This window comes from Alistipes sp. Marseille-P5061 (assembly GCF_900290115.1).
In the GTDB taxonomy this organism is placed as follows: domain Bacteria; phylum Bacteroidota; class Bacteroidia; order Bacteroidales; family Rikenellaceae; genus Alistipes; species Alistipes excrementigallinarum.
On record NZ_LT985749.1, the window covers coordinates 649,654 to 671,223 of the forward strand.

The window sequence follows — 21,570 nt, forward strand, 5'->3', positions numbered from 1 at the left end:
GACACACCGCACGCTATACCCATCGAAAAGCCGTCCTCCAAGTGCGGAGGACGGCTTTTTTGTAGTTTTGAAACCGCATGCAGGCGTTTCGCCCCTGTATGCCCCGGCTGCCGGGTGGGCGTTTCACCTGCCATTTCGGTCGTTTCACCCCTCGGCCTACCACACCATCCGTCGTACGCCGACTGCCAAAATCGCCCCCTCAGGGCCCACGGCACGGTTTTTGACCGCTGCGCAAGGGGAGAATGCGGACGGCGCCGACCGCCCGTGCGCACGGCGCGATTTGGAGATTCGGAGAAAAGTGACTATCTTGCACCCGAATCGTAGACGCCCGACGCGTTTCCGATATTTGAAACTGAGTACAAACCCAAAAACGGATTGCCTATCGGAAAATATTCTACTCTTTAAACCAACGGAAAGAAGAGTATGAACGTTCAAGCATTGAGTGACCAGGCATTGCTTCATCACTACCTGTCGGGGGACCGGAGCGCGATATCGCAACTGATAGAGCGCCACAGCCGCCGGGTTCGTGACTACATCAACATGATGGTCAAGGACCGGGACGTCGCCGAAGACATATTTCAGGAGACATTCATCAAGGCGGTCCGCGTCATCGACGACGGACGCTACACCGACAACGGGAAGTTTCTCTCGTGGGTGTTGCGCATCGCACACAACCAGGTCATCGACCACTTCCGCGCCCAGAAGCAGGAGAAGGAGGTCAACGAGTCGGAGTCGGGGTACGACATGTTCGGCACGCTGCGGCTGGCCGAAGGGAGCGTCGAGGACGCCCTGGTTTCGGAGCAGATTGAACGCGACGTCCGTGCGCTGGTCGAGCTGCTGCCCGGCGAACAGCGCGAAGTGGTGATGATGCGCTACTTCTCGGGACTTAGTTTCAAGGATATTGCCGAACAGACCAACGTGAGCATCAACACGGCGCTCGGACGCATGCGATATGCGCTGATTAATCTGCGTCGGATGATTAAGGAGAAAAATTTGGTTTTAAGCTGAAATCCGTGCAATATTTCCCCATGGGGTGCGTTAGTTAAGTGTAAAGCCTAAAGGATGCTGCCTATGGAGGAGATTGACAAAACCGATTTTTCGAACGCCATCTCGGACGATGAGGATTTGATGATGAGGGAGGTGATACAAGGTGATGTTGATTTGTATTACCTGCATCACTACCTCACGGAACTTTATCGTAAGGGATAATTTTTTTAAGGGTTAATTTTTGATGGGAGAAGGGGACCGGGGGGCCGGTTCCCTTCATTTTTTTGTGCCCGGCCCCCGGGTGAGGGGCGGCTGCGGCCGGAGCGGAAACGGGAGCCATGCTCCACCCGGAGAAGCCGGGGCGGAAGCCGGTTCCCTTCATTTTTTGTGTCCGACCCCGGGAGAAGGGCGGCTGCGACGCGGCAGAAGCGGAGTCCGAAACGGAAGCGAAGCCCCATCAGGAAGAGCGGCGAAAGGGCCGGACGGCACGCGCAAAAGCACGGGCGAGAAGAGCCCCCGGGCGGAGAGGGCCGCGACCGGAGCAGAAGCGGAGTCCGAAACGGAAGCGAAGCCCTATCCGGAGGAGCGGCGAGGGGCCGGACGGCACGCGCAAAAGCACGGGCGAGAAGAGAGTTCCCCGGGAGTCCGATATTGTCGGACTCCCGGGGAACTCTCCTTTACCGGTGCATTGCCGGCCGCACTACCTGCTCAACATGCCGGCATAGTAGTCGTAGAGCGCCGTCTGGCTGCGGAGCGGTGCCTCGCCCGGCAGGGCCTTGACGTAGGAGTTGCCCGTCTGGTCCGCAAGGTCGCGCGCCTTGACGTTGTCACTCCACTGGATATCGAAGACCCGGCGCAGCAGCCTCTGAATCTGTCGGTCGAGAATCGGGGTGCAAACCTCCACGCGCCGGTCGAGGTTGCGCGACATCCAGTCAGCCGAACCGATGTAGATGCGCTCCTCGCCGTCGTTGCAGAAGATGAACAGCCGGGCGTGCTCGAGGTACTTGTCGACGATGCTGATAGCCCGGATGCGGTCGCTCATCCCCGGCACCGAGGGTCTCAGACAGCAGGCGCCCCGCACGATGAGGCGCACTTCGACCCCTTCGCGTGCGGCCCGGTAGAGCCGCTCGATAGTCCGTTCGTCGGTCAGCGAGTTGCACTTGGCGTAGATGTAGGCCCGGCGCCCCTTGCGGGCGTTGCGCGTCTCGCGGTCGATAAGCTCCTCGAAGGCCTCGCGCATGTAGTAGGGCGACACGAGCAGGTGCTTGTACTTGAACTGCTTGTGGCTGTTGGAGAGGAACTGGAAGACGTTGTGCACATCCTCGACGATGCCCTTGTGGGAGGTCAGCAGACCGAAATCACCGTAGATGCGCGCCGTATCCTCGTTGAAGTTGCCCGTTCCGATGTAGGCATAGCCCCGCACGCCGGAGCTCTCGCGCCGCTCGACCAGGACGATTTTGCTGTGTACCTTCAGGTCCTCGATGGCATAGATGACCTTGACCCCCTCGCGTTGCAGCAGGTCGGTGTACTCGATGTTCTGCTCCTCGTCGAAGCGCGCCTTCAGCTCGACGAGCACCGAGACCTGCTTGCCGTTTTTGGCGGCGTTGACCAGCGCGTTGATGACCTTCGAGTGCTCGGCCGTGCGGTAGAGCGTGATGGCAATCCGCTCGACCCGGGGGTCGATGGCCGCCTCGCGCAGGAAGTCGATGAAGTGCTGGAACGAGTGGTAGGGGAAATTGAGGAAGATGTCGCGCTTGCGCACCACCTTCAGGATGCTCTGGAAGGGGATGATGTCGCAGTGCTGCAGCGGTGCCGGATTGACCGTCAGCAGGTCGGAGCGCACCTTCGGGAAGCGCATCAGGTCTTTCATCAGGTGGTAGCGGTCGCCCGGTGCAAGCGTTCCGGGAGCCGTCAGCTTCAGCTTGCCGGCCAGCATGTCGAGCAGGTCGACGGGCATCTCGCGGTCGTATATCAGCCGGATAGGCAACCCGTAGCGGCGGCTCTCGACCCCCTCGGCAATCCGCTCGAAGAGGCTCTTCGAGACGTCATCGTCAATCGAGAGCTCGGCGTCGCGCATGATTTTGAAGGTATGGACCGAGATGTGGTCGTAGGTGAACATGAAGAAGACGTCGTCAATCATCAGCCGGATGATGTCGTCGAGGAAGATAACCTCGCTCCGCCCCTCGCGCGCGGGAAGCACCACGAAGCGCGGGCAGGCCGAGCTGACCGGTATCCGAATCACGGCGTAGCGCGGCGCCTTGCCGTCGTTCGAGGACATGCGGACCCCCAGGTAGGCGTTGCCGTCGGGCAGGAAGGGAATCCGGACCGACTTGCGGAGCATGAGCGGCACGAGCCGCGGCGAGACGACCGTGGCGAAGTAGTCGCGGCAGAACTCCCGCTGTTCGGGCGAGAGGTGTCGCTCGTCGACGACGAAGATGCCCTGCTGCTCCATCTCGTGCAGCAGCTCGTGGTAGGTCTGCGTGAAGAGCCCCTGGGCGCGCTCGGCGCGGCGGCTCACCTCGGCCAGCAACTCGGCCGGCGTATAACCGCCCGTGAGACGCTGCTGCCGCCGGGCGCGGCAGAGCCGCATGAGGTTGGCGATGCGGACCTTGAAGAACTCGTCCTGGTTGTTGGAGAAGATGCCGAGGAACTGCAGCCGCGAAAGCAGCGGCACGCTTCGGTCCTGCGCCTCCTGCAGCACCCGTTCGTTGAAGGCGAGCCAGCTCAGCTCGCGGTTGTTGTATGTGAAATCCATATTACCCATCGTTGGTGGAATCAGTGTGTCAGCAATTCGATGAAGCGCTCCTCGGCCGAATCGACCCAGGCGCGGAAACGGTCGTCGCCCGTCGCGGCCCCGCGGCGGGCGAGGTAGTCGACCAGCCGGTCGAGGTCGAAGCCCGCAGCCTCGATGCCGGCCCCCGAGGCGACGGCATCGGCCGCATTGATACGCTGCTCGATGTGGGCCGGGACGAGCAGCATCGGCTTGCGGTGGTACATCGCCTCGCAGACCGACTCGAAACCCGCCGTGGTGACGTATGCGCGGCAGCGGCGCATGCACTCCAGAAAGAGCCGGTCATCGAGCCGGTGGAACGTCAGCCCGGCGCCCGACTGCCACGTCTCGGGACGGTCGCGGCGGTCCCAGAAGACATGGAGCCGCTGGTCGGGATGGCAGTCGCTCCAGCGGCACAGCTCGTCGGCAAAGCCGTTGTTGACCATGTAGCCCAGAATGAAGCCCCCGTCCGAGGAGTCCCCCGTGAGCGCCTCGCGGCGCAGCAGCGGCGGCACGACGCGGATGCGGTGTCGGCAATCCTCCTCCATGGGTCGGAACGAGAGGGCCAGCAGCCGGTCGCAGCCCCAGGCCGTCATGCGGGCGTGGAGCCGCAGCAGCCACCCCTCGACACCGCGGCCGCGGCCGTAGGGATAGTTCGCATGGTTGAGCAGAAACTGATGGGCGACGCCCGTCATCGGCACCCGGATGGCGAAACGCCTGAGGGCGAGGCCCGTGAGCAATTCGTAAAAGTTGACGATGTGGTCGGGCTTCAGTTCGGCAATACGGTCACGGATGAGCCGCATGCTGCGGTCGTAGGCCGCCAGACGGGCCGGTGCGGCGTTGAGCAGGAGCGTGCGCAGCATGCTGACGCTCCGGTTGGCGTGATCGAAGGCGAAGCGCGGCGCCTCGAACTCGGTGACCGGCGCCCCGATGCGCTCGAAGAAGAAGTCGGGCAGACGGCGTACGGAGCTCCGCCCAACGAGCACCCCCACCACCTGGTGGCCGTGGCGCCGCAGCATGGCGGCCAGCGAGAGGGCCTGCGTGAGGTGGCCCCGACCCTCACCCTGTATGGAAAAGAGGTAACGCATGGTCATCCCCTCTCCTGCTCTTCGGCGTCGTAGCGCAGAATCGACCAGTTGCCGTCGTAGTCCTCGGCCAGGGCGGTCAGCGATTCAACCCAGTCGCCAGAATTGAGGTAGAGGATGTCGCCCACCATGCGTTTGTCGGCCTGGTGGATGTGGCCGCAGATGACCCCCGAGCACCCCTTCTGGGCCGCCACGCGCACCAGATGCTCCTCGAAATCGCTGATGTAGGAGACCGACGCCTTGACCTTCTGCTTGATGCGCTGCGAGACGGAGTAATAGGGCAGCCCGCGGCGGAGACGCCGCCGGTTGTAGAGCCGGTTGAACCACATGAGCAGCGAGTAGCCCACGTCGCCCACCTTGGCCAGCCAGCGCATCGACGAGGTAACGTGGTCGAAGACATCGCCGTGGAGCACGTAGTAGCGCCGCCCGCCGCTCACGTAGATGTAGTCGCGCAGCAGCGTGATGTTGGCGAAACGCATCGGCAGGATGCGGTCGAGAAAGTCGTCGTGGTTGCCGCGCAGGTAGATGATGTGCGTGTCGTGCTGAATATCCAGCAGCCGGCGGATGAAGTTGGTGTGGCGGCGCTTCCACTTCTCGCGCCGGCCGCGCAGCAGCTCCCAGCCGTCGATGACATCGCCGCAGAGAATCAGCGTGTCGCAGGTGTGGTACTTCAGAAAACGGTTGGCCTCACGGGCCTTCGACCACTTCGAGCCGAGGTGGATGTCGGACATGACAAGGGTCCTGTAATGTTTCGATTCGGTCATTGACTTCCAGAAAATCCGGTTTTGACACCGCAAATGTGCGCTCCGCATCTTTCAGTCTTGCGACGGGAGGGTTAAGATTCGGTGAAATCCGACGCTGCAACCGAATTGTAACGGAGACGAAAGGGGTCCGAAACAGCGGTTCGGCATCTTTGCGCCGAAAAAAATAAGAGAGCACATTCAAATCCGTCCCAAAATGGAGACCGTCTATCTGGGAATCATTCTGTTTCTCTTCATGCTCGCCGTCTTCGACCTGGTGGTCGGCGTGAGCAACGACGCGGTGAACTTCCTCTCATCGGCCGTCGGCGCAAAGGTCGCCCCCTACCGCGTCATCATGTGGATTGCCGCCACGGGAATCCTCTGCGGCGCCCTCATGTCGAACGGCATGATGGAAATCGCCCGCCACGGCATCTTCCGTCCCGAGCAGTTCTTCTTCCAGGAGCTGCTCTGCATCTTTCTGGCCGTCATGGTGACCGACGTCATCATCCTCGACGTCTTCAACACGCTGGGACTCCCCACCTCGACCACCGTCTCGATGGTCTTCGAGCTGCTGGGCGGCACCTTCGCCCTGACGCTCGTCAAGATGGCGGGCACCGAGGGGATGCATTTCGCCGACTACCTCAACACCGAGAAGGCCCTCTCGGTCATCATGGGCATCTTTCTCTCGGTGGCCGTCGCCTTCTTCTTCGGCATGATGGTGCAGTGGCTCGCCCGACTGCTCTTCACCTTCCGCTACCGCGAGCATCTGAAGTGGAGCATCGGACTCTTCGGAGGTATCGCCACGACGGCCATCGTCTACTTCATGCTCATCAAGGGGGTCAAGCAGACCGCCTTCATGACCCCCGAGGCGAAGGAGTGGATAGCCGCCAACAGCGGCACGCTGCTCCTCGCCTGCCTGGCCGGCTTCACGGTCGTGATGCAGGTGCTCCACTGGCTGCACGTCAACGTCTTCCGGATTGTCGTCCTGCTGGGCACCTTCGCGCTGGCGATGGCCTTCGCGGGCAACGACCTGGTCAACTTCATCGGCGTGCCGCTGGCCGGCTACGACTCCTATCTGGACTATGCGGCCAACGGCGCCGGAAGCGACAGCTACCTCATGGGGGCGCTCAACACCCCGGCCCGCACCCCCTTCCTCTTCCTTGCGGCCGCCGGCCTTATCATGGTCTGGACACTCTGCACCTCGAAAAAGGCGCAGAAGGTCATCAAGACCTCGGTGGACCTCTCGCGCCAGGACGAGGGCGAGGAGATGTTCGGTTCGTCGGCCGTGGCGCGGAGCATCGTCCGCACCTCGATGTCGCTGGCCAACACCGTTGCGAGCATCACCCCACCGCGCCTCAAGGCGTGGCTCGACACCCGCTTCTCGCAGGAGGATGCCGTCATCGCCGACGGCGCCGCCTTCGACCTGGTGCGCGCCTCGGTCAACCTGCTGCTGGCCAGCCTGCTCATCGCGCTGGGCACCTCGCTCAAGCTGCCGCTCTCGACCACCTACGTCACCTTCATGGTGGCGATGGGTACGTCGCTGGCCGACCGCGCCTGGGGCCGCGAGAGCGCCGTCTTCCGCATCACGGGCGTGCTGTCGGTCATCGGCGGATGGTTCATCACCGCCGGCGTCGCCTTCACCGTCTGCTTCTTCGTGGCGCTGGCGATGTACTACGGCGGCGCGGTGGTCATGGCCGCCATGATTGTGCTGGCCGTCGCACTGCTCATCCACAGCAACATCCGCTACCGCCGCAAACTCAAGTCGGAACACGAGGACAACCTCTTCCGCCAAATCCTTGCCGAGAAGGACAAGAACCGCGTCTGGGAGCTGCTGCGCACCCACGTGAGCGGCACCTTTGCCGGCATGCTCGCCTACACGGCCGACAACTATGCGGGAGTCACCGACGGCTTCATCGAGGAGGAGCGCCGCACGCTGCGCCGCGTGGCCCAGACCATCGACCGCAAGAAGGAGCTGCTGCGCAAGGTGCGTCGCCGCGAGCTCATCGGTCTGCGTCGCACGAACCGCAACACGGCCATCGAGAAGAACATGTGGTTCCACCTGGGAAGCAACTGCTGCGTGCAGCTTCACTACGCGCTCAAGCGCATGTGCGACCTCTGCCGCGAACACGTCGACAACAACTTCAATCCGCTGCCCGCCTCCTGCGCCGCCGAATTCATCCCCGTGCGCGACCGTGTGAAGCGGCTGCTGTTGCGTGCCGAGGCGATGATTCGCACCAACGACTACTCGCACGTCGAGGAGCTGATGAGCGAGAGCGCCGCCGTCAATGAGCAGCTCACCGAACTGCAGCAGCTCCAGCTGAACCGCATCCAGGAGGAGCAGGGCAGCATCAACGTCTCGCTGGTCTACCTGAACGTGCTGCAGGAGTCCCAGGAAATCATCTCGGCGCTGCGCCACATGCTGCGCGCCAGCCGCAACTTCCAGCAGTAGCCCACGGTGACAGCTGCCACCTCCGAGCGCCGACCACCTCCACCCGACACCGCCCGGAACCACCCCATACGAAACAAACGGCGGGCAACCCTTTTGTGGGTTGCCCGCCGTTGTTGCAGCGGTCCGATGCACGGGGCGGAGCCTCATCCGAAGAGCCTCTCCCCGGCGGTTCCGGCTCTTCAGAGGGAGATTTCGTCCTCGATGGTCCCCTGACTGCCCCACCCCTCGATGGTCAGCCCGTCGAAGAGAATCACACCGTCGCGGATTGTAAGGTTCACCGTCAGCTCCTTGCCCCCTTCGAGCATTGCGGGGCAGGCGTCGAGCTGCGAGAGGGTGCACTGCTTCGAGAGGCTGCCGGCACGGATGTCAAGCGCGACACCGTCGGCCGCCTGCGGCACGAGCAGCAGCGTCACCTGCCCGCCCCGGGCCGAGAAGCTCTCCTCCGTCGAGCCGCACTCGAGGCTGTTGGCCGCCAGGTCGACCGTGCAGCTGTTGCGGGCCGTGCACGAGGTCTCAATCGCGGAGGCATCGACCGAGGCATCCTCGACCGTATACTTCACCACCAGGCGGTGCATGGCGTGGCGGAAGTGGAGCGCAACGGGCAGCTCGCTGCCCACCTTCACGCCCCGGGCCGAGGCCATCAGCAGGTCGCCCGACGCATCCTGCCGCACCGTAAAGTCGAAGCGGCCGCCATCGAGCGTCCGGGTCGGGTAGCAGGCGGCAAAGTCGACCGTCGCGCCCTCGGCGGCAAAATCCAGGTCGCTCCAGCGGAGGGTCGTGGTGCCGAGCGTGTACTCGAGCGTACGCGAGGCGCTGCCGCTGCCGGCCAGAAGGGTAAAGCTGTCGCCCGGAGTGAACGACCCGCTGCCGTCGGCATCGAGCTGCGGGGCGCGCGTGAGGGCCCCGATGTCGGTCTTAAAGGTGATTACGCGCTCCCCGGCAGGGGTCGGCTCGTTCGATTTGCTGCTGCAGGCTGCAGCGAAGAGGGCCGTCAGGGCGGCCGCACCGCATATTGCAATTCTTTTCATGTGTTTCATGTCGTTTGAGTTCGATGGATTGTTTCGGTTTGATTGTTTGCCGGCCGCAACCCGTTACTTTTCGGGCTGCACCGAGGGGTATTTCCGGGCCCAGATGTCCCGGCGCAGGTCGACGGCCCCGACGCTCATGACGGTCATTCGGGCCGTAGGGCGGTAGAGGGGCTGCATGTAGGTGTAGCCCTTCGACATGTCGGCGTCGTAGACAATCTGGTAACGCGAGATGACAGCCCCGTTGGCATCCTGGTCTCCCAGGTTGTTGTCGCAGAAGTAGACGTGCGAGGTGATGCCGTTCTCGTCGTACTCGGCCCCCCAGAGCGTCATGGCGTGGTTGCCCACCACGTCGCCTCCGTAGCCGGTCGGCGAAATCGAGAGCGCCTTTTTATTCTGCAGCGCCTCGGTGACAAAGCTGTTGAAGGCCTCGCCGGTCGGATAACGCCGAGAATCCTCGGCAATGACGTCCGACTGCTTGAACACCTCGGAGAAGAAGCCGGGGAAGCCCCACATCTTCGAGTTGGTCTGCAACATGCCGATGTCGCCCGTGATGAACCAGTTGACGCCGTCGGTCTCCCAGCCGCTCTTGCTGAAGAGCGACTTGAAGAACTCGAAGACCGGCGAGCGGTTTGAGGAGCCGCTGTCCTGGAAGAGCTTGAACTCGGGAGCCGGGCGTTCGAAGGTCCGGCCCGATTCGGGGGCAACGACCGTCGGGGTCTTCGACCCGTAATACTCGGCATCGTAGGCGGCGATATACTCCTTGTTCAGCGTCATCCACCACAGCAGCAGGTTCGAGGCCGTGGCGGCCCAGCAGAGGCTGCCGTCCTGCTCGGCGTAATCGTTCGACTTGTTGCAGTCGAACCAGCCGCACCCTTCGCTCCAGGTGAGGTTTTCAACCTCCATGTCGGTGAAGTCCCGACGGAACCAGACGCCGGCCGGTATGCGCCCACATCGAAGGCAACGTTGTAGGTGGGCAGATTCCCCTCGCCCGGGAAGTCGGGAACCGAGAGGCCGTAGACCCACAGCGAGCGGTTGGCCAGTTCGGAATCGGCGCCCGACGGCTTGCGGAGCGTCAGACGGAGCGTCAGCTGCTTGCCCGCCTCGAAGCGCTCGAGCGGTGCACCGTCGAGCTGCTCGGGAGCCTTGTAGATGATTTCACGCTCCGAGGTGGTGATGCGCAGCAGCCCCTCGTCGCTGCGGAAGGCCTCGACCGACTGGGGGAAGATGACCGCCTCGTAGCTGCCGTCGGCATTCCGGCGCGGCGTTATCCACCCGAACTCATCGGCCTGGGTGAGCCCGCCCGTAAGCAGCTCGAGGCTCCCCTTCATCCGGCTGCGGAGCTCGACCGAGAGCACCTGCTCGTCGCCCGAGAGCTCGATTCGGAGCCGATGCATGGCATGCGTGAAGCTCAACTCGGCGCGGTTGCTCCCCGCCGGCAGGCTCCGCTGCGCAAAGAGCAGGTCTGCGGCCGCAAGACCCTCGGCGCTCTGGTCTGCGGCAAGGGTGAACTCCGCAACCGGGCTTTTCCCCGCGCCGGCACCCTGCACCGGAGAGCAGGCCGCGAGGGTCTGCTCCCCTGCCCCGAAGTCACTGCGGCGCAGCTGCGGCTGCCACTCCCCGCCCGTAAGGGTGAGTTCGCGGTAGGCCACCTCCGTTCCGTTAAATATAGAGCCCCACGCGGTCCCCTTCGGAGAAGCTGCCGGCTCCCGAGTCATCGAGGCTGGTGCGCGTGACGGCAATCGAGAAATTCAGTTCAAGGAGGTCATTGCCGCCTCCTGCGGCAGGGTCGTTCAAATCACTGGTGCAGGCCGCCAGCAGGCAGGTCTGAAGCCCCAGCATCATCCATACGGCTCTTTTCATCATCTTCATCGTTATCTTCATGGTTCGTTTGAGGGACAGGCTCGCGGCAGCATCCGGCGGAAGGCTTCCCGACGAAGGCGGAGCGGTCGTCGGAACAGTGTTGCGGAGGTGCTCCCCGGGAGATTTCCCGGCTGCAAAGATAGGGCATTATCCCGATTCTGCAAATCGGCACCCCCTACAGGCCGGCCGGAGCCGTTCCGCAGGGGGTGGGAAGAGCAGGAAGCAATCCGTGGCGGGCGGATGCGGGAAATGAGGTGCAGGTGGAGGGAGCGGCCGGCAAACTCCGAAACGAGGGCACGGGAACAGAAGGCACGGGAACAGAAGGCACGAGCGGAGGCACGAGGCAGGAGCGGAACAGGCACCGGACTGGCCGCGTGCCCCGGGCAGGCAGAATCAGTCGGTGCTGACAGGGTCAATCGGTGCAGCCGGTTCCCGACGGCTCCGGTTCCGACGATTCATACTGACGGTAGAGTTCGTGGATGATGCCGTCGGCCAGTCCCATGCGCGGAACGCAGACCGTATCGATGCCGCAGAGGTACATCACCTCGGTGAAAATCCGCAGTGCCGGCACGATAACCTCCGCGCGGCTCTGGTTCAGATAGAGCTGCTCCATACGCTGCGCCACCGACATGGCGCGCAGCCGGTTGTAGAGTCCCGTGAGCTCCTTGGCGCGGATGCATTCGCGCGACTTCTTCTCGAGCATCTTGTGCAGCTTGTTGATGTTGCCGCCCGAGCCGATGATGGACGAAGGATGCCAACGTGCGGCGATGTCGCGCAGCCACGCCTCGAAACGCTCCCACTCCTCGGGCTCCTCCGCGCCGCTGAAGATACGCACCGTGCCGAGCCGGAACGAACGGGCCTCGACCTTGCCTCCCCGGGCGTAGACGACAACCTCGGTGCTGCCGCCGCCCACGTCGACATAGAGATAGGTCTTCGAGGGGTCGAGCGTCTCCTTGAGCCCGCCGGCGGCGAAGATGGTGTCGGCCTCGCGTTCTCCGTCGATGATTTCGACCGAAATGCCGCTGCGGTTCCGAATCAGCTCGACGACCTCCGCCCCGTTGGCCGCCTCGCGCATGGCGCTGGTGGCGCAGGCGCGGTAGTCACGCACGGCAAAGGCGCGGAAGAGCGCCGCGAAGCCCTGCAGTGCGTCACACAGCGCCCCGGCCTTCGCCGCACTGACATGTCCCCGCAGGAAGACGTCGTCACCCAGGCGAATAGGCACCCGCACGAAGGCCGCCTTCTTGTACTCGAGGCGGCCGTCCTCGTAGCGTTCGACATAGTTGATGAGCAGCCGGATGGCATTCGAGCCGATGTCGACGGCTCCAAAGGTATCTCTTTTCATCGCATTGCGTTTTTCGGAGAGCGCGGCGCAGAACCCGGAACTCCGGGCCCGATGCCCGGCAACCGCCCGAGGGGAGGCTCGGCAGGGAGCCCTTCCGCACGCGTCGTCCTCCCCGCAAAGATAGTGCATTTCGGACAAAGAGAACCCCGTGCAGCGGTATTTCGCCGCCGGAGCGCCACTTTTTTGGGGGTCCCCCTCGAGCCGTCCGGTCACAACTCCGCGAGGCCCTCCGTTCTCGCCGCAGCATGCGCCGCAACCTCCGGCCGCAAACGCGCCGCCCCTGCCGAACGCCGCGCGAGGGGTCTGCAACGGCGAATTTTGCCCCTCGGCCGCCGCACGCACCCCCGCGGCAGACTCCGCCGCCGCACTCCCGAAACGGAAGATGCTGCCTCAAAAGCCGATAGGCCGCGGGGGCGAGCCTGCCCGCGCGTATCGCAAATGATACTGCGCATTTCCCGAAAACACCCCATTTTTGCCGAAATTTGCGACGTCGGCATCCTCACGGAACAGACGCCCGTCCGCGAATGAGTTGTGTGCATGTTATCTAAGGAAATCAATGAGTAGGAGAATCATTCTGACGGTTCTGATGACGGCGTTCGTCTGTCTGGGAGCCTCGGCCCAGCGGTGGGCCGCCAAGACCAATCTGCTCTATTGGGCCGCAACGACTCCAAATATCGGAGCCGAGGTGGCGCTGGGCAAACACTCCACACTGGGAGCCACCGTCAACTGGAACCCCTGGACCATCGGCTCGGACAACAAAATCCAGCACTGGTTCGTACGCCCCGAGTACCGCTACTGGTTCTCGGCTCCCTATACGCGCTTCTTTCTGGGGCTGCACGCCATGGGCGGAGGCTTCGAGGTGGGCGGCTTCAAGCTGCCGCTGCTGGGCGACAAGCTGCTCACGGGGCTGCCCGGAAACTACTACAAGGGTTCGTTCGCCGCGGCGGGCGTGAGCTTCGGCTACGCCTTCTACCTCTCGCCGAGGCTCAATCTGGAGCTCTCGGCCGGTCTGGGCGTGGCGCGCATCGCCTACCACACCGAGCCCGTCAACGGTCCCAAACCCAGCACGAACCTCAACCGGGTGCGCTACCTTCCGATGCCCACCGAGCTGGGCATCTCGCTCGTCTATCTGTTCAACGCCAAAAAATAGCCTCCGACCATGAAAAAATACTGCCTTATGCTGCTTCTGCTCCTGGCCGCATGGTCGGCCCGGGCACAGTTCGTCGGAGACATCTCCGTGGTGCGCAAGAAGCTCAGCGCCCGCGACGGCGAACTGACCATGGTGCTCGAAATCCGCGTGCGCGACCGCGCCGTCACCCGCTCGCAGAGCCTCGTCATCATCCCCGAGCTGAGCACCGCCGACCGCCGGTCGGTCAAGCTCTTCCCCCATATCCTCATCGAAGGCCCCTACCAGCGCCACATGCGTGAGCGCCGCCGCGTGCTGACCGGCCGCCGCTGGATGGAGCGCGAACCCTACCGCACCATCGAGGCCGTGCGCGGCACCGACGAGACGATTCACTACGAGATGAAGGTCCCCTATGAACCGTGGATGGAGCAGGCAACGCTCGTCATCCGCCAGATTCTGACCTCGGCCGACCGCTCGCAGCGCATCGCCACCATCGATGTCAACGGAGCCGTCGAACGTCCCTAAAGGTTGCAGGATATGAACTACGGATTTGAAAAGAGGATGCGCCGGACACTCGGCGCACTTGCGGTCGCACTCCTGGTCGCGGCGATGCTCCCGTCATGCAGCGGCCTGCGCCGCCTGGCCCGCAGCGAACCGGAGGTGGGGCTCAACCTGCCGGCCCGTGCCACCGTGCCCGACGCCGCACCGGCCGTCGACACGGCCCGTTCGGCCAACCGCATCATCACCTTCCGCCGTCAGGACGGAACCCAGATTTACCTCACACCGATGGAGGTCGACACGGCCACCGGCCAGAAGATGATTTCGGTGGCCATCGACGAGGTGGTCATCTCGGCCTCGAACCGCCGCAACCTGGTCGAGCGCAACGGCAAAATCAACGTCGAATTCGTCGTCACGGTGCCCGAGGCGTTCCAGGAGAAGGACTGGCGGCTGCAGCTCCACCCGATGCTGCTGAAGGGACCCGACACGCTGGAGCTCGACCCGCTGGTCTATACGGGTGAGCGCTTCCGCGCCATGCAGGAGCGCGGCTACGCCCGCTACGACGCCTACCGCGCGCGGATTGTCGACAGCGCCGACTACTTCGAGGCCTTCGGCAACCACCGCGCCTACGACCGCTACATGCAGCGCGTCGCCCGCAGCCGCGAGCGATACACCTCCTTCGAGGAGCGCCTCGACGGGCTCTCGCCCCGGGAGGCGATGACCGACCCGCAGGTGGGCTGGATGGCATCGGGCGACTACCGCGGCCGCATGCGCCAGCTGCGCCGCTACGCCCGCTCGACCGACCGCTTCGTGGCCCGCAACACGCCGTACCGCCGCGACACGACGAACGAGTACGACCATCTGAACGACTACTTCGCCCCGCGCTACCGCTACGCCACGGAGGACCCGCTGCCGGGCGGCGCCATCTTCACCCGCGTCGAGGGGCGCTACGAGCAGCAGCGCGAGCAGCAGCGCGAAGGCTACTTCCAGCAGGCGGCCCGCTCGCCGCACCGGCTCGGCACCTGCCTGGCCCATGCCGACGACGAGTCGCTCTACTACGCCGCCGCGATGCGCCGCGACTATACGGGACGGCGCAACACGACGGCCGAGGCGACGCTGCGCGAGCTGTCGGACAGCACCGTCGAGCGGCGCTATGAGCAGCGCCAGGAGCGCGTCGGGGCGGTGCTCGGACGGCTCAACAACCTCGACACGAACCAGATGCGGCTGAACTCGATTCCCCGCGAGCGCATCGAGCGCAACGAGCGGCTCGACGCCCGCAGCGGCGAAGTCTTCGCCCGCCGCGTGCGCTACCCCTACCTCCCCTCGCCGCGGCTCGACACGGTCATCCACCAGCCGGACGGTTCGGTGCAGTACCACTACACCGAGCTGGTGCAGGCCGACGAAAACACCTCGAAGCTCTACCTCTACCTCACCGGCCGGGTTGACGATACGGGCGGCGGCCGCTATGTGCTGCCCAAGTCCGACACGCTGACCTACTCGGTGGCCTCGATGACCACCTTCGTCGACGAGACGACGCGCTACATGCAGCGCATCATCACGCGCGACGCCGAGGCCAACGCCCGCTTCTTCTTCACCTTCCCCCAGGGCAAGGCGACGCTCGACAGCTCGCAGGAGGAGAACCGCACGCAGATTGCCGCCGTACGCCGCCTCACGCACGACCTGATGACCGACCCCGTCTACATCATCGACAGCATCACGCTGCGGGCCACCTCCTCGCCCGAGGGTTCGTGGAGCCTCAACGAGCGGCTGGCACGCGAACGCGCCGAGGCGCTGCGCCGGGTGCTGGTGGGCGAATTCCGCACGCTCTACGACTCGCTCAAGGTGGCGGCCAACTATACGCTCGACGAGCGGGGACGCGTCGTGGCCGGGCAGGCCGACGACGGGCTGCCCGACCTGCCCAACCTGCTGCGCACACAGTCGCTGGCCGAAGACTGGGCCGAGCTGCGGCGGCTGGTGGTGGCCGACACGCTGCTCACGCGCAAGGAGGAGCTGCTTGCGGTCATCGACTCCGACATCGCGCCCGACAGCCGCGAGTGGCGCCTCCGGCTCAAGTATCCGCGCGAGTACGACCGTCTGCGCAAGGTGCTCTACCCGCAGATGCGCGCCGTCGATTTCCGCTTCAACCTCCACCGCCGCGGCATGCGGCAAGATACGGTCTACACGACCGAGGTCGATTCGAACTACATGCGCGGCATGGAGCTGCTCAAGCGGCGCAACTACGAGGCGGCGCTGACGATTCTGCGCCCCTACGAGGACCGCAACACGGCGCTGGCCTACCTCTCGCTGGGCTACAACGAGGCGGCCTACCGCATCCTGCGCAACGTGCCCGACGCCCACTCGATTGCCGACGTGCAGTACATGCTGGCGGTGGTTGCCTCGCGGCTGGGTGACGAGGAGCAGGCCGTGCAGTACTTCCTGCGGGCCGTCGAGCTGAGGCAGAACCTCAAGTTCCGCGGCAACCTCGACCCCGAAATTTCGAGGCTGATTCGCAAGTACGGACTCTTCCGCGAGGACTTCGAATAACCGGCGCTCCGGCATACGCAAGCGGGACGGCCGCCCATGCAACGATGGGCGGCCGTCCCGTTTTTGCATGCCATACAGAGGCTGCGGTCAGAGCTGCTTGTCGGCCACACGATGCGCCGTGCGGAGCTGCAGGCCGAGCAGTGCGGCCGAGGCGCCGGCCAGCAGCAGCGAAAGGCCCACCCAGACCACGACGGCCGTCGAGCCGAAGACCAGCGGCTGGAAGAGAATGCCCAGCGCGCAGAGCAGCAACAGGATGCCGCAGAGGATGGTCCATCCGGCGCCGCGGATGCCCACGGCGCGCATGTCGCCGCCCAGCCCCACGGCGCTGAAGCCGCGCATGAGGAGCCAGAAGCCCAGGACGACGGGGAGCGTCGCCGAGGAGAGGGCCACGTTGAAGACCAGGATGAGGCCCAGGACAATCTCGATGACGCCCCAGGCGAGCATCCATCCGCGGCCGGTCACATAGTGGGTGTTGCGCACCGCAACAATCGTCTCGACCACCCCCGTTAGGAGCATCAGCCAGCCGAAAAGCACGGCCATGCCGACGTAGCTCTGCACCGGGAAGGCGAAGACGACCACGCCGATGAGGAAGAGAATGACCCCTCCCGCAAGCAGCAGCCACCAGTAGCGGACGGCCTGCCGCGAGCCTTCGAGGTAACGGAACAGGGAATCTTGCATAGGAACTCAGGTTTTGATTCAACCCCGCAAGGGTGCAAGGAGTGTGCCACGGAGCGCCACGGAACGCTCCCGAACGGGCGAAAAGCGCCCCGGAGCATACAAACACGCCGAATATCGTCTATCTTTGCAACCGTAAATCGAACAGAACGAGTACACATGGCGATTTCGAAGGAGATGACCTCGGGGCGGCCGCTGCCCCAGATTCTGAGTTTCACGCTGCCCCTGCTGCTGGGCAACCTGCTCCAGCAGACCTACTCGCTGGTCGATGCGGTCATCGTGGGCAAGTTTCTGGGCATCAACGCTTTGGCCTCGGTAGGAGCCAGCACGTCGGTCGTCTTTCTGATTCTCGGCTTCTGCAACGGATGCTGCGGTGGATTCGGCATTCCGGTGGCCCAGAAGTTCGGCGCGCGCGACTACGGCGTCATGCGGCAGCTGGTCTTTGTCAGCCTGAGGCTGGCCACCGTCATGTCGCTCTCCATCGCCCTCGTCACCTCGCTGCTTTGCCACGACATCCTGCAGTGGATGCGCACGCCGGAGAACATCTTCCAGGGGGCCTACGTCTACCTGCTCATCACCTTCATCGGCATTCCCTGCACCTTCTTCTACAACCTCCTCTCGAGCATCATCCGCGCGCTGGGCGACAGCCGGACCCCCTTCTGGTTCCTGCTCTTCTCGACCCTGCTCAACATCGTGCTCGACCTCTTCTTCATCCTCGTGCTCGACTGGGGCGTGGCCGGCGCCGGCATCGCCACGGTCCTCGCACAGGGCATCTCGGCGCTGCTCTGCTACCGCTACATGATGCGCCACTTCGAGATTCTCCAGCCCAAGTCGCGCGAAGAGCGGCAGTACAGCCCCCGTCTGGCCCGCACGCTGCTCACCATCGGCGTCCCGATGGGGCTGCAGTTCTCCATCACGGCCATCGGCAGCATCATGCTCCAGAGCGCCAACAACGCGCTGGGCACGGCCTGCGTCGCCGCCTTCACGGCCGCCATGCGTATCAAGATGTTCTTCATGTGCCCGCTCGAGAGTCTGGGCATCGCCATGGCCACCTACAGCGGCCAGAACTACGGCGCCGGAAAGCCCGAACGGGTCTGGGCCGGCGTGAAGGCCAGCACGCTCCTGATGCTCATCTATTCGGCCTTCTCGTTCGTCATGCTGATGCTCTGGTCGCAGAGTTTCGCGCTGCTCTTCGTGGAGCCCACCGAGCACGAGATTCTCGCCGATACGGTACGTTTCCTCCACATTTCGGTCTCGTTCTTCCCGGTGCTGGGCATGCTCTGCGTACTGCGCTACACGATTCAGGGGGTCGGATACACCAATCTGGCGATGCTCTCGGGCGTCTCGGAGATGGTGGCCCGCATACTGGTGAGTCTGCTGGCCGTCCCCTCGCTGGGCTACATCGCCGTCTGCTTCGGCGACCCGACGGCGTGGGTCTTCGCCGTCGCCTTCCTCGTACCGGCCTTCGCCTGGGTCTACAAGCGGCTGCTCCGCATCCGCGACTCGAAGTGGAGCGCCGAGGATGCAGCGACGCGCAGCTGAGCCCTCCCGACCGCTCCGCAACGATACAAAAAAGGCGTCGGACAACCTCGGTTGTCCGACGCCTTGTCGTTCATACAGGCCGCTACGCGTGCACGGCACCCTGTTCGCTGCCGTTCTGCTCGCTGCTGCTTTGCTCGTTGCCACCCTGTTCGCTGCCACCCTCCGGGCCGGTGCTGCGCACGAAGTCGAGCAGCGCACGGGCCGTCTTCTCGGGCTCCTCGAGGAAGCCCATGTGACCCGAGTGTTCGAGCCACACCACCCGCGCCTGCGGATGGGCGGCCACCATCGCCTCGGCCTTCTCGACCGGGATGTAGCCATCCTCGCGTCCCAGGATGAAGAGCTGCGGCACGGACGAGGCGCGCAGCATCTCGTTGCGGTCCTTGCGCGCCAGCATGCCGTTGAGCAGCGCCACGATGCCCTCGTCCTCCGTGACGAAGACCTGCTCGGTGAGGTCCTCGATGGCATCCTTCATCCGCGCCCGGTTCTCGGGGGCGAAGCCCGCCTCGGGGGCCACATGCGCCAGCAGCTCCTTGCGGCCGGCGCGCACCAGCGCGATTTCACGCCGCCGGTTCTCCACCTTCTCGGGCGTGTCGGCATTGGGCGTCGAGCTGAGCAGCACCACGCCGTCGAGCATCTCGGGATGGCGTTCGCAGAAGGCCAGCGCCACGTAGCCGCCCATCGAGTGGCCCACCAGCGTGCAGCGCGCAATGCCCAGCGCACGCAGTCCGTCGGCCACCACGTCGGCCAGGAACTCCATCGAGTGCTCCTCGCCCGTGACGACCGAGATGCCGTGGCCCGGCAGGTCGAGCGTCACCACGCGCACCTCTTTGTAGAGCAGCGGCACGAAGTCGTCCCAGACGAGCATCGATTCCAGATAGCCGTGCAGCAGCACGACGCAGCGCTCACCCTTCTCCGAGTCGCAGACATGCAGGGCAACCGGCCCCGCCATGATGAATTTTTCGGTCATTTTCCGTCAAGATTACTCCTCTTCGTCGTCGAAATAGTCGAGGGCCGACTCCCGCTTGGGGCGTACCTCGTACGTTTCATCCTCCTCGTCGTCCAGATGACGGTAGAGCGTATGACGCTCCTTGCCGCTCTTGTGCAGCGGTTCGAGGCGCTTCGCCTTGCGAAGCTCGTCCGTGTCGTGCGCACGGCCCCCCTTGGATGTTTTCATGGATGGATGGAAAAGATAAGGAAAAAAGATGTTGTACTGAATTGAATATACGCAGAATCAGAAGTTTTCGGTATCGAATTCACCCTCGAAGACCCGGCGGGCAGGGCCCGTGAGCCGGATGTCGGTATAGTGCTGCGTCCCGGCCTCGTGGCGGAAGCGCACCTTCAGCTCGCCGCCCGGCACCTCGATGCGGAAGCGGTGCACGGCGGGCTGACGCACGTACGAGGTGACAATGGCCGCCGCCGTGACCCCCGTACCGCAGGCCAGCGTCTCGTTCTCGACGCCGCGCTCGTAGGTCCGCACGCGCAGATGCCCTTCGCCCAGCTCCTCAACAAAGTCGACGTTCGTTCCGCGCGGGAAGCGGGCGTCGTGGCGAATCGTACGGCCGCGGCCCACCACGTCGACGGCCGAGACATCGGGGACGAACTCCACGAAGTGGGGCACTCCCGTGTCGAGGGCCCACCACGAGCCGCCGTCGCGAATCTCCGAGACGTTGAGCATCCCCACCTCGATGTCGCCGGCGAGCCCCCGCGTGCGCAGAATCCGCGCCATGTGCAGCCCGTCGGCCGCGTCGAAGAACTTCACCTCGCCGCCGACACCGAGGTGCTCGGCAAAGAGCGTGAAGCAGCGGGCGCCGTTGCCGCACATCTCGCCCTCGGAGCCGTCGGCGTTGTAGTAGCGCATCGAGCAGTCGAGCTCGGAGCTGCGCCGCAGCGTCATCAGCCCGTCGGCCCCGATGCCGAAGTGGCGGTCGCAGAGCCGCGCAATACGCGCGGGGTCGGGCGTGAAGCGCTCCTCACGGTCGTCGAGCAGGATGAAGTCGTTGCCCGCACCCTCGTATTTGGCAAACTTGAGCAGCATGTGCAGCGGTGTTATATCCTCACAAAAATAATAAAACTTCTAAAAGTTTTACTACTTTTGTAAAAAATTGTCTCCCCCGTTCCGCACCCGCCGCCCGGCGCGCCGCGTGTGGCAAAGGAATTGTTAATTGACACAACATCATGAAAAGTCAGCTCTTCAAGCACCGCTCCATCCGCAAGTTCAAGTCCCGCCCGATACCCGTCGAAACGCTGCGCGAAATCCTCGAGGCCGCCACGCGCGCCTCGACGTGCGGCAACATGCAGCTCTATTCGCTCATCGTAACGCGCGACGAGGCGCTGCGCAACGAGCTCGCGCCCTGCCACTTCAACCAGCCGATGGTGCGCCAGGCCCCCTGTCTGGTGACCGTCTGCGCCGACGTGCACCGCTTCTCGATGTGGTGCGAGCAGCGCGACGCCGACCCCGCCTACGACAACTTCGAGTGGTTCCTCAACGCCGCCACCGACGCCCTGCTGGCGACGCAGAACCTCTGCATCGAGGCCGAGTCGCACGGACTGGGCATCTGCATCCTCGGCACGACGCTCTACACGGCGGGCGACATCGCCCGCATCCTCGAGCTGCCCAAGGGGGTCATCCCGCTGACGACCGTCGTGATGGGCTACCCCGACGAATCGCCCGAGCTGACCGACCGGCTGCCGCTCGAGGCGGTGGTCCACTACGAGAAGTACACCGACTACACGGCCGCCGAAATCGACGAGCTGTGGGCCGAGCGCGAGGAGTCGGCCCAGACCAAGCAGCTGCTCGAGGAGAACAAGCTGCCCAACCTGGCCCAGATTTTCACGCGCAACCGCTACCGCCGCGAGGACAACATCGCCGTGTCGAAGGCCTACTTCGCCCTGCTGCGCGAAAAGGGATTTTTCAACAACTGACC

The 21,570-nt window shown here is 64.2% G+C and carries 19 protein-coding genes and 1 pseudogene; 8 read left to right on the forward strand and 12 right to left on the reverse strand.

Annotated elements, in window-relative coordinates; all coding sequences use genetic code 11:
* The first annotated feature begins 423 nt into the window (after window positions 1-423).
* Both C8267_RS06475 and C8267_RS10985 read left to right on the forward strand, forming a co-directional pair.
* Window positions 424-1,008, forward strand: a complete 585-nt coding sequence (locus C8267_RS06475; RefSeq protein WP_087362547.1) for an RNA polymerase sigma factor — start codon at window positions 424-426, stop codon at window positions 1,006-1,008.
* 63 nt (window positions 1,009-1,071) lie between these two features.
* Entirely contained in the window at window positions 1,072-1,209 is a 138-nt protein-coding gene (locus C8267_RS10985; protein ID WP_199792086.1) for a hypothetical protein, read from the forward strand.
* Window positions 1,210-1,687: 478 nt separating this feature from the next.
* Here the strand turns inward: C8267_RS10985 and ppk1 are convergent, their stop codons facing one another.
* The 3 genes from ppk1 to C8267_RS06490 are packed head-to-tail and all read right to left on the reverse strand — an operon-like array spanning window position 1,688 to window position 5,606.
* Window positions 1,688-3,742, reverse strand: coding sequence for a polyphosphate kinase 1 (ppk1, locus tag C8267_RS06480; RefSeq protein WP_106634084.1), 2,055 nt, complete (start codon window positions 3,740-3,742; stop codon window positions 1,688-1,690).
* A gap of 20 nt (window positions 3,743-3,762) precedes the next feature.
* Window positions 3,763-4,845, reverse strand: coding sequence for a glycosyltransferase family protein (locus C8267_RS06485; RefSeq protein WP_158699736.1), 1,083 nt, complete (start codon window positions 4,843-4,845; stop codon window positions 3,763-3,765).
* Window positions 4,846-4,847: 2 nt separating this feature from the next.
* Complete coding sequence (locus C8267_RS06490) at window positions 4,848-5,606, reverse strand: UDP-2,3-diacylglucosamine diphosphatase (protein WP_087362550.1); 759 nt, start codon at window positions 5,604-5,606, stop codon at window positions 4,848-4,850.
* 193 nt (window positions 5,607-5,799) lie between these two features.
* Here C8267_RS06490 and C8267_RS06495 point away from each other — a divergent pair, with 193 nt between their 5' ends.
* Window positions 5,800-8,031 (forward strand): inorganic phosphate transporter, encoded by a 2,232-nt coding sequence (locus C8267_RS06495; RefSeq protein ID WP_106634086.1) that lies wholly within the window; start codon window positions 5,800-5,802, stop codon window positions 8,029-8,031.
* 179 nt (window positions 8,032-8,210) lie between these two features.
* Here C8267_RS06495 and C8267_RS06500 read toward each other — a convergent pair whose 3' ends face one another.
* From C8267_RS06500 to C8267_RS06515, 5 genes and pseudogenes are all read right to left on the reverse strand, one after another.
* Window positions 8,211-9,059, reverse strand: coding sequence for a fimbrillin family protein (locus tag C8267_RS06500; protein WP_158699737.1), 849 nt, complete (start codon window positions 9,057-9,059; stop codon window positions 8,211-8,213).
* Window positions 9,060-9,122: 63 nt separating this feature from the next.
* Window positions 9,123-9,962: an IdeS/Mac family cysteine endopeptidase gene (locus C8267_RS11035; protein WP_106634088.1), complete on the reverse strand. Its 840-nt coding sequence runs from the start codon at window positions 9,960-9,962 to the stop codon at window positions 9,123-9,125.
* A 167-nt stretch (window positions 9,963-10,129) separates the two neighbouring features.
* Window positions 10,130-10,774: pseudogene (locus C8267_RS11040) on the reverse strand (fimbrillin family protein); the annotation flags it as partial.
* The gene (locus C8267_RS06510) at window positions 10,719-10,940 is read right to left on the reverse strand and encodes a fimbrillin family protein (RefSeq protein WP_158699739.1); all 222 of its coding nucleotides are present in this window, start codon (window positions 10,938-10,940) and stop codon (window positions 10,719-10,721) included. The gene C8267_RS06510 and the pseudogene C8267_RS11040, both read right to left, overlap by 56 nt.
* A 391-nt stretch (window positions 10,941-11,331) precedes the next feature.
* A complete protein-coding gene (locus C8267_RS06515) occupies window positions 11,332-12,261 on the reverse strand; it encodes a Ppx/GppA phosphatase family protein (RefSeq protein WP_106634090.1) in 930 nt (309 codons plus the stop codon).
* A gap of 556 nt (window positions 12,262-12,817) precedes the next feature.
* On the opposite strand from C8267_RS06515, the gene C8267_RS06520 reads away from it, so the two are divergent.
* The 3 genes from C8267_RS06520 to C8267_RS06530 are packed head-to-tail and all read left to right on the forward strand — an operon-like array spanning window position 12,818 to window position 16,429.
* Window positions 12,818-13,411 (forward strand): DUF3575 domain-containing protein, encoded by a 594-nt coding sequence (locus tag C8267_RS06520; RefSeq protein ID WP_106634091.1) that lies wholly within the window; start codon window positions 12,818-12,820, stop codon window positions 13,409-13,411.
* Between the two features lie 27 nt (window positions 13,412-13,438).
* Window positions 13,439-13,912, forward strand: a complete 474-nt coding sequence (locus tag C8267_RS06525) for a DUF3868 domain-containing protein (protein ID WP_158699740.1) — start codon at window positions 13,439-13,441, stop codon at window positions 13,910-13,912.
* A 12-nt stretch (window positions 13,913-13,924) separates the two neighbouring features.
* Window positions 13,925-16,429 (forward strand): tetratricopeptide repeat protein, encoded by a 2,505-nt coding sequence (locus C8267_RS06530; protein WP_106634092.1) that lies wholly within the window; start codon window positions 13,925-13,927, stop codon window positions 16,427-16,429.
* 87 nt (window positions 16,430-16,516) lie between these two features.
* On the opposite strand, the gene C8267_RS06535 is transcribed toward C8267_RS06530, so the two are convergent.
* Window positions 16,517-17,107, reverse strand: a complete 591-nt coding sequence (locus tag C8267_RS06535) for an HdeD family acid-resistance protein (RefSeq protein WP_106634093.1) — start codon at window positions 17,105-17,107, stop codon at window positions 16,517-16,519.
* Window positions 17,108-17,263: 156 nt separating this feature from the next.
* Between C8267_RS06535 and C8267_RS06540 the strand changes: the two genes are divergently transcribed.
* The gene (locus tag C8267_RS06540) at window positions 17,264-18,646 is read left to right on the forward strand and encodes an MATE family efflux transporter (protein WP_106634094.1); all 1,383 of its coding nucleotides are present in this window, start codon (window positions 17,264-17,266) and stop codon (window positions 18,644-18,646) included.
* Between the two features lie 82 nt (window positions 18,647-18,728).
* Here C8267_RS06540 and C8267_RS06545 read toward each other — a convergent pair whose 3' ends face one another.
* The 3 genes from C8267_RS06545 to dapF are packed head-to-tail and all read right to left on the reverse strand — an operon-like array spanning window position 18,729 to window position 20,681.
* Window positions 18,729-19,613 (reverse strand): alpha/beta fold hydrolase, encoded by an 885-nt coding sequence (locus C8267_RS06545; protein ID WP_106634095.1) that lies wholly within the window; start codon window positions 19,611-19,613, stop codon window positions 18,729-18,731.
* 12 nt (window positions 19,614-19,625) lie between these two features.
* Entirely contained in the window at window positions 19,626-19,820 is a 195-nt protein-coding gene (locus C8267_RS06550; protein WP_087362562.1) for a hypothetical protein, read from the reverse strand.
* A gap of 57 nt (window positions 19,821-19,877) precedes the next feature.
* Window positions 19,878-20,681, reverse strand: a complete 804-nt coding sequence (gene dapF / locus C8267_RS06555; protein ID WP_106634096.1) for a diaminopimelate epimerase — start codon at window positions 20,679-20,681, stop codon at window positions 19,878-19,880.
* 140 nt (window positions 20,682-20,821) lie between these two features.
* On the opposite strand from dapF, the gene C8267_RS06560 reads away from it, so the two are divergent.
* The gene (locus tag C8267_RS06560; protein WP_087362564.1) at window positions 20,822-21,568 is read left to right on the forward strand and encodes a nitroreductase family protein; all 747 of its coding nucleotides are present in this window, start codon (window positions 20,822-20,824) and stop codon (window positions 21,566-21,568) included.
* The last annotated feature ends 2 nt before the right edge of the window (window positions 21,569-21,570 follow it).